Here is a 17309-nt window from a genome sequence, read left to right as displayed (position 1 = left end):
TGCGTCGGGAAACTCAGCTGCTGAGCGTGAGTGCGAGCGAGCTTTTTTTTTTTTTAAGGCAGAGGCGGGCATGCGTGGGTGTGGCCTGTCTCTTGGGCTCGGAGATGGGTATAGGGGACAGGTCGGGGGCGGCGGGATCGGCACGTCGCGATTATAGGGGTCCGGCGGTCCGTTGCGAGGATCGGGGGCGATTTCCGGCGGGCGCCGGCGGGGCGAGGCCGTCGCTGTCGCCGCGCCGGGCGGGTCCGGCGCGAGAAGCCACTTGAGCGGCGGGCCATAATGGCTACGTAGGCGGCAACGGGCATGTTTGCGGCCAGCCCCGCGATCGTGTACCCGCCCCATGACCGGCGCCGGTGCGCCCCCTGCGCGCCGACGACCACCGACGAAGACGAGACGCGCGCATGGCCGAGTTCACGCTCCCGAAGAACAGCAAGATCAAGGGCGGGCAGAAGCATCCGTCGCCGCAACCCGGCGGCACGATGCGCAACTTCAAGATCTATCGCTACGATCCCGATTCGGGCGAAAACCCGCGCTACGACACGTTCGAGGTCAACCTCGACGAATGCGGACCGATGGTCCTGGACGCGCTCATCAAGATCAAGTCGGAGCAGGATTCGTCGCTGACGTTCCGCCGGTCGTGCCGCGAGGGTATATGCGGTTCGTGCTCGATGAACATCGATGGTCGCAACGGCCTGGCCTGCACCACCGCGATCGAGGACGTGAAGGGCGAGATCAAGATCACGCCGCTGCCCGCGATGGACGTCATCAAGGACCTGGTGCCCGACTTCACGCACTTCTACGCGCAATATGCGTCGATCACGCCGTGGTTGCAGACCGTGACCCCGCCGCCCGCCGGCAAGGAGCGGCTGCAGTCGCCGGAAGAGCGCGCGAAGCTGGACGGGCTGTACGAGTGCATCCTGTGCGCGTGCTGCTCGACCTCCTGCCCCAGCTATTGGTGGAATTCCGACAAGTTCCTGGGCCCGGCGATCCTGTTGCAGGCGTATCGCTGGCTGGCCGACAGCCGCGACGAGATGACCGGCGAGCGGCTCGACGCGCTGGAGGATCCGTTCCGCCTGTATCGCTGCCACACGATCATGAACTGCGCGAACACCTGCCCCAAGGGGCTGTCGCCCGCCAAGGCGATCGCGGAGATCAAGAAGATGGAAGTCGAGCGGCTGGTCTGATCGCCGGCGGTTCCTCGCGAATCACATGAAGCGATCCAGCGTTCCGGGAGGGACGCTGGATCGCTTCGTTTTCGGGACCAGTCCGAACGCGGGCGAACGCAGGCGCGGACCCGCGCGGCCGGCATGTCACCCGGCTTGATCCCGCCCGCGCCGTCCCGCAAAGCCACCTTATTGTGCACGGCAACATCGGCGCGCCCGCGCGGCGCCGGAGAAGGAACGACATGGGCAAGGTGCTCGCCGCCTACCAGAAGCTGATCGACGCCGACGAACTGCGTCCCGATCCCGAGCAGGCGGCGGGCGCGGCGCGGCTCGACGCGCTGGCGGCCGAGCTGGAGAAGCCGCGCACCACCGGGCTGTTCCGCCGCAAGGTGATTCCGGCGCGCGGCCTCTATATGTGGGGCGGGGTGGGGCGCGGCAAATCGATGCTGATGGACCTGTTCTTCCAGCATGTCGCGATCGAGCGGAAGCGCCGCGTGCACTTCGCGGAGTTCATGCTGGAGGTCCATGCGCGGATCGCGGCCGAGCGTCGCAAGGAGCAGGGCGACCCGATCCCGCCGGTCGCCGCCGCGCTGGCCGAAGAGGCGCGGCTGCTGGCGTTCGACGAGATGATGGTGACCAACTCGCCTGACGCGATGATCCTGTCGCGGTTGTTCACCGCGCTGATCGAGGCCGGGGTGACCGTGGTGACGACCAGCAACCGCGCGCCTGCCGATCTCTATAAGAACGGCCTCAACCGCGAGCATTTCCTGGGCTTCATCGCGCTGATCGAGGAGCGGCTGGACGTAATCGCGCTCAACGGCCCGGTCGATTATCGCCGCGACCGGCTGGGCTCGCAGAAGACGTGGTGCGTGCCGAACGGCGAGCAGGCGACCGCCGATCTGTCGGCGGCCTTCTTCCGCCTGACCGATTACCCGCCCGAGGACCGGCAGCATGTGCCGGCCGAGGAACTGGTCGTGCAGGGCCGGACACTGCGCGTCCCCAAGACGCTGAAGGGTGTCGCGGTCTTCGCGTTCAAGAAGCTGTGCGGGGAGGCGCGCGGCGCGGCCGACTATCTTGCGATCGCACGGCGCTATCATACCGTCATCCTCGTCGGCATCCCGGTGCTGGGGCCGGACAACCGCAACGAGGCGGCGCGCTTCGTGCAGCTGATCGACGCGCTGTACGAGCACAAGGTCAAGCTGCTCGCCTCCGCCGACGCCGAGCCGGACCAGCTTTATCCGCGCGGCGATGGCGCGTTCGAGTTCCAGCGGACGGTCAGCCGGCTGGAGGAAATGCGGTCCGAAAGCTACCTCGCCGAGGGGCACGGGGCGGGTTAACGAAGCTTAATGCACCTGCGAACCATGTGCAATTAAACTTTTATCGCGCGCGCTTTACGGGTTGCCCCCCGCGCCCGAAGGGCGTAGGCGGCATGACCATTCACACGTCAACGACGGAAGGGATGGGATGGCCCGCAAGAAGATCGCGCTGATCGGCGCCGGCAATATCGGCGGCACGCTCGCGCACCTCGCAGCACTCAAGGGTCTGGGCGACATCGTCCTGTTCGACGTGGTCGAGGGCGTGCCGCAGGGCAAGGCGCTGGACCTGTCGCAGTGCGGGCCGGTCGAGGGCTTCGACGCCTCGATCAAGGGTTCGAACGATTACGCCGACATCGCCGGCGCCGACGTCATCATCGTCACCGCCGGTGTCGCGCGCAAGCCCGGCATGAGCCGCGACGACCTGCTCGGCATCAACCTGAAGGTGATGAAGGCGGTCGGCGAGGGCATCCGCGACAACGCGCCGGACGCGTTCGTGATCTGCATCACCAACCCGCTGGACGCGATGGTCTGGGCGCTGCGCGAATTCTCCGGCCTGCCGCACAACAAGGTCGTCGGCATGGCGGGCGTGCTCGATTCGGCGCGCTTCTCGCACTTCCTCGCCGAGGAGTTCGGCGTGTCGGTGAAGGACGTGAACACGTTCGTGCTCGGCGGCCACGGCGACACGATGGTGCCGGTCCTCGAATATTCGACCGTCAGCGGCATCCCGGTCGCCGACCTGATCGAGATGGGCTTCTCCACCAAGGAGAAGGTCGATGAGATCATCAAGCGCACGCGCGGCGGCGGCGGCGAGATCGTCGCGCTGCTGAAGACCGGCTCGGCCTATTACGCGCCCGCCACCAGCGGCATCGCGATGGCCGAGGCGTATCTCTACGACCAGAAGCGCATCCTGCCCGCCGCGGCGCACCTGTCGGGCCAGTACGGGGTCGATGATCTGTACGTCGGCGTGCCGGTCGTGATCGGCGCCGGCGGCGTCGAGAAGGTCGTCGAGGTCAAGCTGTCCGACGAGGCGAAGGCGAACCTTCAGGTCTCGGTCGACGCGGTCAAGGAACTGCTCGTCGCCTGCAAGGGCATCGACGGATCGCTGGAGAAGTAAGGAGCGGAACACCGCCCCGGCGGACGCCGGGGCCCAGTTGGGGTGTCCCCTGCGATGATCGGCGCGGCCTATGTCTATCTCATGGCCAGCCGCCGCAACGGGACGCTCTATATGGGATCGACGACCGACCTGCCCCGCCGTGTGTGGGAGCATCGCAATGCGGTCGTCGAGGGGTTCACAAAGACACACGGCTGTCATCTGCTCGTCTGGTACGAGGCGCATGAAAGCTGGGAAGCGGCACGGCAGCGCGAGCTGCGGATGAAGGAGTGGAGGCGGAGCTGGAAGCTGCAGGAGATCGAAGGGCTCAATCCCGACTGGGACGACCTGTACGATCGGATCGCGCTGCCATGACCGCCTTCCCAACTGGGCCCCGGCGTTCGTCGGGGCGGTAAGGACGGATACGCGAATGAGCATCCTCGTCGACAAGAACACCAAGGTCATCACGCAAGGGATGACCGGCAAGACCGGCACCTTCCACACCAGGGCGGCGCTGGATTACGGCACGCAGATGGTCGGCGGCGTGACGCCGGGCAAGGGCGGCACGACCCATGAGGAACTGGGGCTGCCGAACTTCGACACCGTCGCGGAGGCGGTCGCCAAGACCGGCGCGAACGCCAGCGTCATCTACGTCCCGCCGCCCTTCGCGGCCGATTCGATCCTGGAGGCGATCGACGCCGAGGTGTCGCTGATCGTCGCGATCACGGAGGGCATTCCGGTGCTCGACATGGTCCGTGTGAAGCGCGCGCTGGCGGGCAGCAAGTCGCGGCTGATCGGCCCGAACTGCCCGGGCGTGCTGACGCCGGGCGAGTGCAAGATCGGCATCATGCCGGGCAATATCTTCAAGAAGGGCTCGGTCGGCGTCGTCTCGCGCTCGGGCACGCTCACTTATGAGGCGGTGTTCCAGACCTCGAACGCCGGCCTGGGCCAGACCACCGCGGTCGGCATCGGCGGGGATCCGGTCAACGGCACCAACTTCATCGACGTGCTGGAGCTGTTCCTCGCCGACGAGGAAACGCAGTCGATCATCATGATCGGCGAGATCGGCGGCGACGCCGAGGAGCAGGCCGCGCAGTTCCTGATCGACGAGGCCAAGCGTGGCCGCAAGAAGCCGATGGCCGGCTTCATCGCGGGCCGCACCGCGCCGCCGGGCCGTCGCATGGGCCATGCCGGGGCGATCGTCTCGGGCGGCAAGGGCGATGCCGAGAGCAAGATCGCGGCGATGGAAGCGGCCGGCATCAAGGTCGCGGCGAGCCCCTCGGAGCTCGGCTCGACGCTGCTGAGCGTGCTGAACAAGTAAGCGTATCGGCGCGCCGCCCGGCCATTTGCGGGGCGGCGCGCCACACTATCCCGGCGGGCGGTCGGGACGACGAAGGTAGGATCGTCATGGGCTACGAAGGCCAGGATTTCAGCGACATCGCCGGAGGCGTCAGCCCCCAGTTCATCGACGCGCTTTACGCCCGATTCAAGGAGTCGCCCGATTCGGTCGACACCGGCTGGCGGTCGTTCTTCGAGGGGCTGGAAGGCTCGATCGGCGCGCCGTCGTGGACCAACAAGCGCTGGCCGCTGACCACCACCGACGATCTGACCGCCGGGCTGGACCCGACGCAGATGGAGCCGGCGCCGAAGCCCGCGAAGGGCGGCAAGCCCGCACCGGCGGCTTCGGCCCCCGCGCCGTCGCAGGACGCGATCGTCAAGGCGGCGGCGGACTCGATCCGCGCGCAGCTGCTGATCCGCACCTACCGCGTGCGCGGGCACCTGGCCGCCAACCTCGATCCGCTGGGTCTGTCGGGGTTGCGTGAACTGCCTGCCGACCTGACCACCGAATATCATGGCTTCTCCGACAGCGACATCGACCGCCCGGTCTATCTCGGCGGCTCGCTGGGGATGCAATGGGCGACGATCCGCGAGCTGGTCGATACGCTGCGCGCCAATTACTGCGGCAACGTCGGCCTCGAATATATGCACATCGCCGATGTCGAGGAGCGCAAGTTCCTCCAGGAGCGTATGGAGGGCAAGGACAAGGGTGTCGAGTTCACCGCTCAGGGCAAGAAGGCGATCCTGAACAAGGTGATCGAAGCCGAGCAGTGGGAGAAGTTCCTCGGCCGCAAATATGTCGGCACGAAGCGCTTCGGCCTCGACGGCGGCGAGAGCATGATCCCCGCGCTGGAAAGCGTCATCAAGTACGGCGGCGCGGCGGGCGTCAACGAGATCGTGTTCGGCATGGCGCATCGCGGCCGCCTGAACGTGCTCGCCAACGTCATGGGCAAGCCTACGCGCGTGATCTTCCACGAATTCGCGGGCGGCTCCGCCAACCCCGACGATATCGGCGGGTCGGGCGACGTGAAGTACCACCTGGGCACGTCCACCGATCGCGAGTTCGACGGCCACAAGGTCCATATGTCGCTGGTCGCCAACCCCTCGCACCTTGAGGCGGCCGACCCCGTCGTGCTGGGCAAGACCCGTGCGATCCAGACGATCGCCAAGGACCTCGACACGCATTCGGCGTCGCTGCCGGTGCTGATCCACGGCGACGCGGCGTTCGCGGGTCAGGGCATCGTCTGGGAATGCTTGGGTTTCTCCGGCATCCGCGGCTACAATACCGGCGGCTGCGTCCATTTCGTCATCAACAACCAGATCGGCTTCACGACCAGCCCGCAGTTCGCGCGCTCGTCGCCCTATCCGTCGGATGTCGCGAAGGGCGTGCAGGCGCCGATCTTCCACGTCAACGGTGACGATCCCGAGGCGGTGACCTTCGCGACCAAGATCGCGATCGAGTATCGCCAGAAGTTCCACCGCGACGTCGTGGTCGACATGTGGTGCTATCGCCGCTTCGGCCATAACGAGGGCGACGAGCCGGGCTTCACCCAGCCGCTGATGTACAAGGCGATCCGCGAGCATCCGCCGGTCAGCGACATCTACAGCAAGCGCCTGATCGCTGAGGGCGTGATCGACCAGACGTGGGTGGACGACAACGTCAAGCAGTACGTCACGCTGCTGGAAGGCGAATTCGAGGCGGGCGCCGCCTACAAGCCGAACAAGGCCGACTGGTTCGCGGGCCGCTGGTCGGGGCTGCATGCCCCCGCCGATGCGGAGAGCGCGCGCCGCAGCGTCGATACCGGCATCGAGCAGAAGCTGTTCGATTCGATCGGCCGCACGCTGACCACCGTTCCGGACAGCATCACGATCCACAAGACGCTGGCGCGTGTGCTGGACGCCAAGCGGCAGATGTTCGCGACCGGCGAGAATTTCGACTGGGCGACCGGCGAGGCGCTGGCGTTCGGCTCGCTGCTGCACGAGGGCTATGGCGTCCGCCTGTCGGGTCAGGATTCAGGCCGCGGCACCTTCTCGCAGCGGCATGCGGTGTGGGTCGACCAGACCGACGAGCACAAGTTCGTGCCGCTCTGGACGATCCCGCATGGCAGCTTCGAGGTGCTCGACAGCCCGCTGTCCGAATATGGCGTGCTCGGCTTCGAATATGGCTATGCGCTGGCGGACCCCAAGACGCTGGTGATGTGGGAGGCGCAGTTCGGCGATTTCGTCAACGGCGCGCAGATCATGATCGACCAGTTCATCGCGTCGGGCGAGGCCAAGTGGCTGCGCGCCAACGGCCTGGTGATGCTGTTGCCGCACGGCTACGAAGGTCAGGGGCCGGAGCATAGCTCGGCACGCCCCGAGCGCTTCCTGCAACTGTGCGCGGGCGACAATATGCAGGTCGCCAATTGCACGACCCCGGCGAACTATTATCACCTGCTGCGGCGGCAGATGCACCGCAACTTCCGCAAGCCGTTGATCGTGTTCACGCCGAAGTCGCTACTCCGGCACAAGCTGGCGGTCAGCAGCGCGGCGGACTTCCTGGGCGACTCGCACTTCCGCCGTATCCTGTCCGATCCGTCGGCGCCGGCGGATACCGAGACGAAGCGGCTGGTGCTGTGCACCGGCAAGGTCGCCTACGACCTGATGGAAGCGCGCGACGCGGCGGGCGACAAGAATACGCAGATCGTCCGGATCGAACAGCTCTATCCGTTCCCGACCGAGGCGCTGGCCAGGCGGATCGAGCGGATGACCAACCTGGAGGAGGTCATCTGGGCGCAGGAGGAGCCGAAGAACAACGGTTACTGGTTCTTCGTCGAGCCGTTCATCGAGGAGGCGCTGGGCGCGGCCAAGGCACGCGTGGCGCGTGCCCGCTACGCCGGGCGCACCGCGGCGGCCTCGCCCGCCACCGGCCTGATGAAGCGTCACCAGGCCGAGCAGGGCGCGCTGATCGCCGACGCGCTGGGCCATAACGTCCGCGAGGAAATCCGCCGGACGCGCGAGGCCGAGACGACCAAGAAGGCCGGGAAGGCCGCCAGCTGATGCCGATGGTCGCGATCATCGCCGGTGCGCTGTCGATCGTGGCGGGGCCTGCCCCCGTCGCGGCGGGCGTTCCGGCGTTGCGCGACTTCACCTGGCATCCGCTGCTGCCCGCGCCGGATGGCAGCGCATTGGGTACGCACGGTCCGCGCGCCGCGCGGACCGTCGCGCTGCTGCAGATGGGCATTCCGGGCGATGCGCCGCGACACCTGACCGTCTTTCAGGTCGATTGCGTCGCGGATCGCGTGACGTCGATCCGCGGCTATGCGGTCGATAGCACGCTGACCCGCATCACCGGCGACGCCGCCCCCTATGGCATGGAGCCGCAGGCGGCGGCGCTGGCAAAGGGGCGTCCAATGTCGCTCGCCATGGTGGCCGAGGCGCCCGCGGGCGCGCTGGCGCAACTGGCCTGCGACGATACCCGAATGAACACCGTACCTACCGCGCCGTTGTCCGCGATGATCGGCGGCGCCTCTCATATCGACGATGAACAGGACAGGAAGTAACATGGCAACCGAGGTTCTCGTCCCGACGCTGGGCGAATCGATCACCGAAGCGACGGTCGGCGAATGGCTGAAGCAGCCCGGCGATGCGGTCGCCGCCGACGAACCCATTGCCAGCCTGGAGACCGACAAGGTCTCGGTCGAGGTTCCCTCGCCCGTCGCGGGCGTGATGGGCCAGCATGCGGTCAAGGTCGGCGACACGGTCGAGGTGGGCGCGCTGATCACGACGATCGAGAGCGGTGACGGTGCGCCGGCCAAGAGCGCCGCGCCGCAGCCCGCCGTCACCGAGGCGCCCGCCGCCCCGGCCCCGGCCGCATCGGGTGACGCCGCCGCGCTGTCCCCGTCGGTCCGCCGCGCGGTGCTGGAGCACGGCGTCGATCCGTCGACCGTGAAGGGCACCGGCAAGGACGGCCGCCTGACCAAGGAAGACGTCGCCGCCGCCGCCTCGTCGAAGCCCGCCGCACCGGCCGCCGCGCCCGCTCCGGCCCCGACCGCCGCGACCTCGGGCGGGCGCAAGGAAGAGCGCGTGAAGATGACGCGCCTGCGCCAGACGATCGCCAAGCGCCTGAAGGAAGCGCAGAACACCGCCGCGATGCTGACGACGTTCAACGACGTCGACATGACCGCGGTGATCGAGGCGCGCGCCAAGTACAAGGACCTGTTCGAGAAGAAGCACGGCGTCCGCCTGGGCTTCATGGGCTTCTTCGTGAAGGCCGCGACGATGGCGCTGAAGGACATTCCGGCCGTCAACGCCTCGATCGAGGGCGACGAGATCGTCTATCACGATTACGCCGACATCTCGGTCGCGGTCAGCGCGCCGAACGGGCTGGTCGTGCCGGTCATCCGCGATGCGCAGGACCTGTCGGTCGCCGGCATCGAGAAGACGATCGGCGACTTCGGCAAGCGCGCCAAGGACGGCACGCTGAAGATGGACGAGATGAAGGGCGGCACCTTCACGATCTCGAACGGCGGCGTGTTCGGTTCGCTGATGTCGACCCCGATCATCAACCCGCCGCAGTCGGCGGTGCTGGGCCTGCACCGTATCGAGGAGCGCCCGGTGGTCCGTGACGGTCAGGTCGTCGTTCGCCCGATGATGTATCTGGCGCTCAGCTACGACCACCGCCTGATCGACGGTCGCGAGGCGGTGACCTTCCTCGTCGCGCTGAAGAACGCGATCGAGGACCCGACCCGCATCCTGATCGACCTTTAAGATACGGCCCAACGTACCGCCCCGGCGAACGCCGGGGCCCAGTTGGGAAGGCAGATGTAACCGGGCGCGGCGTTCCCCATCTCCGGCCCGTAACTGGACCCCGGCGTCCGCCGGGGTGGAGGCATGGAAATGGCTGACGAACAGCAGTACGACTATGACGTCCTCGTGATCGGTGCCGGCCCCGGCGGCTATGTCGCGGCGATCCGCGCCGCGCAGCTGGGGCTGAAGACCGCCTGCGCCGAAAGCCGCGAGACGCTGGGCGGCACCTGCCTCAACGTCGGCTGCATTCCGTCGAAGGCGCTGCTGCACGCGTCCGAGCTGTACGACCACGCCGCCAATGGCGCGATGGCGAAGCTGGGCATCAAGACGACCGTCGAGCTCGACCTCGACACGATGCACGGCCAGCGCCGCGACGCGGTGAAGCAGCTGACCGGCGGGATCGAATATCTGTTCAAGAAGAACAAGGTAACGTGGCTGAAGGGCCGCGCCGCGTTCAAGGACGCGCACAGCGTCGACGTCGCCGGGCAGACCGTGACCGCGAAGAACATCGTGATCGCGACCGGCTCCAGCGTCACGCCGCTGCCGGGGGTCGAGATCGACCAGAAGATCATCGTCGATTCGACCGGCGCGCTCGATCTGCCGAAGGTGCCGGAGCATCTCGTCGTGATCGGCGGCGGCGTGATCGGACTGGAGCTGGGCAGCGTGTGGCGCCGCCTGGGCGCGAAGGTGACGTGCGTCGAATATCTCGACCAGATCCTGCCCGGCTTCGACGGCGATATCCGCAAGGAATCGAACAAGATCTTCAAGAAGCAGGGGATCGAGTTCCAGCTGTCGACCAAGGTCACGGGGATCAAGGTCGAGGGTGACAAGGCGATCCTGACCGTCGAGCCCGCCGCCGGTGGCGAGGCGACGACGATCGAGGCCAGCCATGTGCTGGTGTCGATCGGGCGGCGTCCGAACACCAACGGGCTGAATCTGGAGGCCGCCGGGCTGTCGACCAACCCGCGTGGGCAGATCGAGATCGATCACGACTTCCGCACCAAGGCGGACGGCGTGTGGGCGATCGGTGACGTGGTGCCGGGTCCGATGCTGGCGCACAAGGCCGAGGACGAAGGCATCGCTGTCGCGGAGAATATCGCCGGCCGCCACGGCATCGTGAACCACGCGGTGATTCCGTCGGTCGTCTATACCTGGCCGGAAGTCGCCGGCGTCGGGCTGACCGAGGAAGCCGCGCGCGAGCAGGGTGAGGTCAAGGTCGGCAAGTTCCCGATGATGGCCAACAGCCGCGCCAAGACCAACCACGAGCCGGACGGGCTGGTGAAGGTGATCGCCGACGCCAAGACCGACCGCGTGCTGGGCGTGTGGTGCATCGCCAGCGTCGCGGGCACGATGATCGCACAGGCCGCGCAGGCGATGGAGTTCGGCGCGACCAGCGAGGACATCGCCTATACCTGCCACGCGCACCCGACGCATTCGGAAGCGGTGAAGGAAGCCGCGATGGCCGTGCTCGGCAAGCCCATTCACATCTAAGCCCAGCTTGGATGTGAATACCCGAGGACTTGCCCGGCCGGCGGCGCGCCACCGCGCGCCGTCCGACGACGCGCCTTCGCCGCGGCGGGCGTTGACGGCATGACGAGCGGGGGCCGCAAGAGCGGCCCCCTTTTCTGTTTCGGTCCGAGCGGAAGTGAATCCGGTGAGCCGGGGCGGCGGCCATCGTGCGGCAGGCCGACGGCGATCAACGCGGCGTCATGCGACGATGACCGGTCGAAACCGGCGACGCGGGCGCGCGTTGAGCAACCAGTCCTCCCGCCCGACCCGGCACGAGCGACGCGCACGGCGGGTTGACGCGGGCGCGCCGTGTTCGCACTGAGTTGGGCAACACCAGCAAGACGGCGTATCGCATGACCGACATCCCGAACACGCAGCCCGACAGCCGCGAGACCACGATCCTCGACGCGCCCGACAAGATGGTGAAGGTGCGCGACCTGTTCGGGATCGATTCGGACATGGAGGTGCCCGCCTTCTCGGTCGCGGACGAGCGCGTGCCCGATCTCGACCCGGCCTATGTCTTCGATCCGGACACCACGCTGGCGATCGTCGCGGGCTTCGCGCACAACCGCCGCGTGATGGTGCAGGGCTATCACGGCACCGGCAAGTCGAGCCATATCGAGCAGGTGGCGGCGCGGCTGAAGTGGCCGTGCATCCGCATCAACCTGGACGCGCACATCAGCCGCATCGACCTGGTCGGGCGCGACGCGATCGTGCTGCGCGACGGGCAGCAGGTGACCGAGTTCCGCGAGGGGTTGCTGCCCTGGGCGCTGCAGACGCCGACCGCGCTGGTGTTCGACGAATATGATGCGGGGCGTCCCGACGTGATGTTCGTGATCCAGCGCGTGCTGGAGACCGAGGGCAAGCTGACCTTGCTCGACCAGAATCGCGTGATCCGCCCGAACCCTCATTTCCGGCTGTTCGCGACCGCCAACACGGTCGGGCTGGGCGATACCAGCGGGCTGTACCACGGCACGCAGCAGATCAATCAGGGGCAGATGGACCGCTGGAACGTGGTCGTGACGCTCAATTACCTGCCCGCCGTCACCGAGGCGCAGATCGTGCTCGCCAAGTCGGGCGAGTATGACAAGCCCGAGGGCAAGAAGCTGGTCGAGAACATGGTTCGTGTCGCCGACCTGACGCGCAAGGGCTTCATCAACGGCGACATCTCGACCGTGATGAGCCCGCGCACCGTCATCACCTGGGCGCAGAACAGCCTGATCTTCAACGACGTCGGCTTCGCATTCCGCCTGTCGTTCCTCAACAAGTGCGACGAGACCGAGCGGGCATTGGTGGCGGAATATTATCAGCGCGTGTTCGGCAAGGATCTGCCCGAAAGCGTGGTGGGGACGGCGTGAGGCGACGTCGGGCCTGATGGCGCAGGAAACCCCCCTCGATCGCTTCAAGGCCGTGCTGGGCGGGACCGCGCGTGCGCTGTCCGACGAGGCAGAGCTGGAGCTGGCCTATACCGCAGATGCGCCCGCTCAGTCGGGGAAGCACCTGCGCGTGCCCATGCCGGCGCGCACGCTTCCGGCGGATCAGGTCGCGGAGGCGCGCGGGTTCGCGGACGGTTTCGCGTTGCGGCTGCGTCACCATGATGTCGCGATGCACGCGCGCGGGGCGCCGGCCGAGGCGACGGCGCGCGCCGTCTATGACGCGATCGAGGACGCGCGGGTCGAGGCGCTCGGCAGCCGCGGGTATCAGGGGATCGCGGACAATCTGGCCCATGCGCTGGACGTGCGGCTGCGGACCGACCCGATCACGCGCGCGCGCAACAAGAGCGAGGTGCCGCTGGCCTCCGCGCTGGGGCTGATGGTGCGCGAGGCGCTGACCGGGCGGGTGCCGCCGGTCGAGGCCGAGCCGGGGTTGGCACTGGTCCGCGACTGGATCGGGGAGAAGACCGATCTGGGCGCGCTGGCGCTGGCGCTGGACGATCAGCAAAGCTTTCAGGCTCTGGCCCGCAAGGTGCTGGAACAGCTCGAACTGGTCGAGGGCGAGCAGGAGCCGCAGGACAGCGACGAGGGCGGCGAGGACCAGGAAGGCGAGGAGGGGCAGGACACCGATGCCCCCGATGAGGGGGATACGGAGGGCTCCGACGGTGAATCCGAGGTCGAGGCGCGTGGGCAGCAGCGCGACGACCAGTCGCAGGAGGGCGAGAGCGAGCAGCTTGAGGGCGACGACATCGACGACGCCGAGGGCGAGCCCGGTGACGAAGGCGAGGAAGGGATGCAGCCGGTGCGCCCCAATCGCCCGGTCGCCGACCCGCACGCGCAGTTCGACTATAAGGTCTGGACCGAGCGGTTCGACGAAGTGGTCGCCGCAACCGACCTGTGCGAGCCCGAGGAGCTGGTGCGGCTGCGCGGCTATCTGGACCAGCAGCTCGTCCACCTGCAATCGGCGGTGTCGAAACTGGCCAACCGGCTCCAGCGGCGGTTGATGGCGCAGCAGTCGCGGTCGTGGGACTTCGATCAGGAGGAGGGGCTGCTCGATGCGGCGCGGCTGGCGCGCGTGGTGGTGAACCCGACGCAGTCGCTGAGCTACAAGATCGAGCGCGACACCGAATTCCGCGACACGGTGGTGACGCTGCTGATCGACAATTCGGGGTCGATGCGCGGGCGCCCGATCTCGATCGCGGCGATCAGCGCCGACATCCTTGCGCGCACGCTGGAGCGCTGCGGGGTGAAGACCGAGATCCTGGGCTTCACGACCCGCGCATGGAAGGGCGGGCAGAGCCGCGAGACGTGGCTGGCCGCCGGTCGCCCGCCGCAGCCGGGGCGCCTCAACGACGTGCGTCACATCGTCTACAAGCGCGCGGACGAGCCGTGGCGGCGCGCGCGCACCGCGCTAGGGCTGATGATGCGCGAGGGGTTGCTGAAGGAGAATATCGACGGCGAGGCGCTGATGTGGGCGCACAACCGGATGATCGCGCGGCCCGAGGAGCGGCGCATCCTGATGGTCATTTCCGATGGTGCGCCGGTCGACGATTCGACGCTGAGCGTCAATTCGGGCTCGTATCTCGAACGGCATCTGCGGCAGGTGATCGCGTGGATCGAGAAGCGTTCGCCGGTCGAACTGGTCGCGATCGGTATCGGGCACGACGTGACCCGATATTACAGTCGCGCGGTGACGATCATGGATGCCGAGCAACTGGGAGGGACGATCATCGAACAGCTCGCCGCGCTGTTCGATGCGGAGTGAGGACCGCCGCCGACGTTGCGGTCCTTTCCGCCGCTTCTGCCGTCACCCCGGCGCAGGCCGGGGTCCGGTCACTTGAGAGGATGACGACGCGCGTCGCCCGGTTGCGTCAGCCTTGCCGATGGGGCCCCGGCCTGCGGCGGGAGGACGGTGGGGGAACGCGCGAATGCTGACGCCACCGCCCGGCGGCTTCATCGGCCCGGTCAAGCGATCGGTCACGATTGCCGGCCACGCCACCTCGGTCAGTCTCGAACCGGTATTCTGGACCGCGCTGGAACGCGCCGCCGCGGTTCACCTCCTGCCGCTGTCGGCGCTGGTCGCGCAGATCGATGCGCTGCGGATCGCGCAGGATGATCCGCCCAACCTGGCCAGCGCGATCCGGTCGTGGCTGACGACCAACCCGGACATGTTCCGCGACATTGATGCGAGCCCCTCGCATTAGCGTTGACTCTGAAAGTAACTCGCAATAGCTGCTGCCTCAACAAAAAGGGGAAGCAGTCATGTCGTCGTCCACCGCCTCGTTTCTGGCGCTGTCGTGCATCGGGTTCATCGCCACGGCGCCGGCGATGGCCGAAGCGCCCGCGCGCGATGCGGCGGCGGTGCAGGACGGTCGCGCGCGGATCGACCGCGACGAGGTGATCGTGACCGGCGCGCGGGAGCGGGCCCCCGATCAGCTCGAAAGCCCGAAGGCGACCTCGATGCTGCTCGACCTGCCGCAGACGGTGACGGTCATTTCCGACCAGACGCTGCGCAAGCAGAACCTGCTGACGCTGCGCGACGCGCTCCAGACGCTGCCGGGCATCACCTTCGGGGCGGGCGAGGGCGGCGGTGGATATGGCGACAGCATCAACCTGCGCGGCTATTCCGCAAACAACGACATCACGATCGACGGCATCCGCGACAGCGCGCAATACAGCCGCACTGATCCGTTCAACCTGCAACAGATCGAGGTGTACAACGGCGCCAATTCGGTCTTCAACGGCTCTGGCTCGGTCGGCGGCACCATCAACCTGGTCAGCAAGGAGCCGCGTTCCGAAGACCTGACGATCGCGCAGGCGGCGATCGGCACCGACGCCTATTATCGCGCCGCGATCGACGCGAACGAGCGCCTCTCCGACCTGATCGGGGTCCGGCTGAACGCGGTCTATCACCACAATGACGTGCCGGGCCGCGACGTCGAGAAGTACGAGCGCTGGGGCGTCGCGCCGGCGGTGACGATCGGGATGGACGGACCGACCAGCCTGACGCTCGCCTATGTCCACCAGCAGGACCGCAACACGCCGCTGTACGGCATCCCCTATTTCAACAACGACCTCGTCGGCGGGCTGATTCCGGGATCGGACCGCAGCGATTATTACGGCTACAGCAACCTCGACCGGCAGGATGTGGATGTCGACCGGCTGACCGCGACCTTCCGTCACGCGGTGAACGATCACCTGTCGGTCCGCAACCTGACCCGCTGGCAGCGCGTCGGCCAGTATAGCGTCACGAGCGCGCCGCAGGGTACCTTCTGCCTGTCGAGCGGCACGCAGCCGGTGCAGGTGGCGGGCGGTACGGCCGGTGCGGCCTGCCCCTCGACGCTGCGCCCGGGCCAGTGGCTGCCGTCCGGTCCGCGCGGGCTGGTGCGCGATCAGGTGAACCAGCTGTTCGCGAACCAGACCGATATCCGGCTCGAGCACGGGCAGAAGGGCGGCATCCGCAACGTCGCGAACATCGGCGTGTCGTGGATGTTGGAGGATTATGCGATCCGCGCCGGATCGCTGTTGCGGAACGCCGATGGCTCCGTCACCACGCCGCTTCCGGCGCTGTCGATCGGCGCCCCCGACACCGTGTATCGCGGGTCGATCAACGATGTCACCACCGGGCGGTCCCGATCGTCCACCCGCAACATCGCGGTCTATGCCTTCGACACGCTGGAGCTGGGGCGGCATGTCGAGCTGAACGGCGGCATCCGCTGGGAACAGCAGCATGCGGAGTTCGACCAGCTGCCGGTGCCGGTCGCGCCCGGGGTGACACAACCGCTGCCCGAACAGCTGCGCCAGCCGAACCGCGAGCGGCTGTTCTCCTATCGCGCCGGCGTGGTCTATCATCCGGTGCAGGACGTCAGCCTCTATGCCAGCTACGGCAATGCGAAGACGCCGTCGTCGGCGACGGTGCGGCTGGGATGCGTCAGCGTGTCCAATTCTGTCGTCGCCAACAGCTGCGCCGTCGCGCCGGAAACCGCGAAGAATTACGAGGTGGGCGTGAAGGCCGGGCTGTTCGGGCGGCGCCTGGAACTGACCGCCGCGGCGTTCCGCAACGAACGCAGCAGCTATCGCGTGCCGTCCAACGACCCCGCGCTGCCGATGGTGCAGGTCGTCGACGGGCGCAGCCGCGTGGACGGCATCGCGCTGGGCGCATCGGGCAACATCACCCGCAACTGGTCGATCTTCGCCAATTACACCTATCTCGATAGCGAGGTGCTGCAATCGGTGTCCGACTTCTGCCTCAAGCGGCCCGGCACCACCGGGTGCGGGAACAGTGTCGCCAATCCCGATCCGCAACGCGGCAGCCCGCTGGTGCAGACCCCGGCGCATTCGGGCAGCCTGTTCACCACCTACAAGCTGCCGTTCGGGCTGGAGGTCGGCTATGGCCTGACCTATCAGGGCGCGTTCACCACCTATGTCCCGACGCTGGCCAATGCCGCGCTGCTGAAGACCGACGATTACCTGATCCACCGCGCGTATCTGGCATACAGTTTCCGCGAGGGGCTGACGCTGCAGCTCAACGTGCAGAACGTCACGGACGCGAAGTATCTGACCAACGTCCGCAACAACGTGAACGCCACGACCGGCGTCGTCACCGGCGGGTGGGCGATGCCCGGCGAGCGGCGGCAGGCGGTGCTGAGCCTGTTCTACAGCTTCTGACGGG

General features: G+C 67.4%; 13 protein-coding genes. All 13 read left to right on the top strand.

Going from position 1 to position 17309, the window contains the following annotated elements; translation table 11 throughout:
- Positions 1-401: 401 nt before the first annotated feature.
- The 13 genes from NS334_RS08685 (at position 402) to NS334_RS08625 (ending at position 17305) form a co-directional block, all read left to right on the top strand.
- The gene (locus NS334_RS08685; RefSeq protein WP_058755580.1) at positions 402-1184 is read left to right on the top strand and encodes a succinate dehydrogenase iron-sulfur subunit; all 783 of its coding nucleotides are present in this window, start codon (positions 402-404) and stop codon (positions 1182-1184) included.
- A 221-nt stretch (positions 1185-1405) separates the two neighbouring features.
- Positions 1406-2500 (top strand): cell division protein ZapE, encoded by a 1095-nt coding sequence (gene zapE, locus NS334_RS08680; protein ID WP_058755579.1) that lies wholly within the window; start codon positions 1406-1408, stop codon positions 2498-2500.
- 127 nt (positions 2501-2627) lie between these two features.
- Positions 2628-3593, top strand: coding sequence for a malate dehydrogenase (gene mdh / locus NS334_RS08675; RefSeq protein ID WP_058755578.1), 966 nt, complete (start codon positions 2628-2630; stop codon positions 3591-3593).
- A gap of 42 nt (positions 3594-3635) precedes the next feature.
- A complete protein-coding gene (locus NS334_RS08670; protein ID WP_428835046.1) occupies positions 3636-3944 on the top strand; it encodes a GIY-YIG nuclease family protein in 309 nt (102 codons plus the stop codon).
- A 55-nt stretch (positions 3945-3999) separates the two neighbouring features.
- A complete protein-coding gene (gene sucD / locus NS334_RS08665) occupies positions 4000-4890 on the top strand; it encodes a succinate--CoA ligase subunit alpha (RefSeq protein ID WP_058755576.1) in 891 nt (296 codons plus the stop codon).
- An 86-nt stretch (positions 4891-4976) separates the two neighbouring features.
- Positions 4977-7946: a 2-oxoglutarate dehydrogenase E1 component gene (locus NS334_RS08660; protein ID WP_083500349.1), complete on the top strand. Its 2970-nt coding sequence runs from the start codon at positions 4977-4979 to the stop codon at positions 7944-7946.
- Positions 7946-8449, top strand: coding sequence for a hypothetical protein (locus NS334_RS08655; protein ID WP_153002655.1), 504 nt, complete (start codon positions 7946-7948; stop codon positions 8447-8449). The genes NS334_RS08660 and NS334_RS08655 overlap by 1 nt, the downstream gene beginning before the upstream one ends.
- Before the next feature lies 1 nt (position 8450).
- Positions 8451-9656, top strand: coding sequence for a 2-oxoglutarate dehydrogenase complex dihydrolipoyllysine-residue succinyltransferase (gene odhB / locus NS334_RS08650; RefSeq protein ID WP_058755573.1), 1206 nt, complete (start codon positions 8451-8453; stop codon positions 9654-9656).
- Between the two features lie 129 nt (positions 9657-9785).
- The gene (gene lpdA, locus NS334_RS08645) at positions 9786-11186 is read left to right on the top strand and encodes a dihydrolipoyl dehydrogenase (protein WP_058755572.1); all 1401 of its coding nucleotides are present in this window, start codon (positions 9786-9788) and stop codon (positions 11184-11186) included.
- 371 nt (positions 11187-11557) lie between these two features.
- Positions 11558-12562: a cobaltochelatase subunit CobS gene (gene cobS / locus NS334_RS08640; protein WP_058755581.1), complete on the top strand. Its 1005-nt coding sequence runs from the start codon at positions 11558-11560 to the stop codon at positions 12560-12562.
- A gap of 16 nt (positions 12563-12578) precedes the next feature.
- On the top strand, positions 12579-14402 hold the full coding sequence (gene cobT, locus NS334_RS08635) for a cobaltochelatase subunit CobT (RefSeq protein ID WP_058755571.1): 1824 nt from the start codon (positions 12579-12581) through the stop codon (positions 14400-14402).
- A gap of 163 nt (positions 14403-14565) precedes the next feature.
- Positions 14566-14841 carry a ribbon-helix-helix domain-containing protein gene (locus NS334_RS08630; RefSeq protein ID WP_058755570.1) on the top strand — a complete coding sequence of 92 codons (276 nt, stop codon included), beginning with the start codon at positions 14566-14568 and terminating at the stop codon, positions 14839-14841.
- A 58-nt stretch (positions 14842-14899) separates the two neighbouring features.
- On the top strand, positions 14900-17305 hold the full coding sequence (locus NS334_RS08625; protein ID WP_058755569.1) for a TonB-dependent receptor: 2406 nt from the start codon (positions 14900-14902) through the stop codon (positions 17303-17305).
- Positions 17306-17309 lie beyond the last annotated feature (4 nt).

The sequence above is a fragment of the Sphingomonas endophytica genome (genome assembly GCF_001476895.1).
Lineage (GTDB): Bacteria > Pseudomonadota > Alphaproteobacteria > Sphingomonadales > Sphingomonadaceae > Sphingomonas > Sphingomonas endophytica_A.
This window is presented reverse-complemented; position numbering and strand designations above follow the sequence as displayed.

Coding starts and splice junctions, on each gene's coding strand:
- NS334_RS08685 (WP_058755580.1), top strand. CDS start 402: ATGGCCGAGTTCACGCTCCCGAAGAACAGCAAGATCAAGGGCGGGCAG.
- zapE (WP_058755579.1), top strand. CDS start 1,406: ATGGGCAAGGTGCTCGCCGCCTACCAGAAGCTGATCGACGCCGACGAA.
- mdh (WP_058755578.1), top strand. CDS start 2,628: ATGGCCCGCAAGAAGATCGCGCTGATCGGCGCCGGCAATATCGGCGGC.
- sucD (WP_058755576.1), top strand. CDS start 4,000: ATGAGCATCCTCGTCGACAAGAACACCAAGGTCATCACGCAAGGGATG.
- NS334_RS08660 (WP_083500349.1), top strand. CDS start 4,977: ATGGGCTACGAAGGCCAGGATTTCAGCGACATCGCCGGAGGCGTCAGC.
- NS334_RS08655 (WP_153002655.1), top strand. CDS start 7,946: ATGCCGATGGTCGCGATCATCGCCGGTGCGCTGTCGATCGTGGCGGGG.
- odhB (WP_058755573.1), top strand. CDS start 8,451: ATGGCAACCGAGGTTCTCGTCCCGACGCTGGGCGAATCGATCACCGAA.
- lpdA (WP_058755572.1), top strand. CDS start 9,786: ATGGCTGACGAACAGCAGTACGACTATGACGTCCTCGTGATCGGTGCC.
- cobS (WP_058755581.1), top strand. CDS start 11,558: ATGACCGACATCCCGAACACGCAGCCCGACAGCCGCGAGACCACGATC.
- cobT (WP_058755571.1), top strand. CDS start 12,579: ATGGCGCAGGAAACCCCCCTCGATCGCTTCAAGGCCGTGCTGGGCGGG.
- NS334_RS08630 (WP_058755570.1), top strand. CDS start 14,566: ATGCTGACGCCACCGCCCGGCGGCTTCATCGGCCCGGTCAAGCGATCG.
- NS334_RS08625 (WP_058755569.1), top strand. CDS start 14,900: ATGTCGTCGTCCACCGCCTCGTTTCTGGCGCTGTCGTGCATCGGGTTC.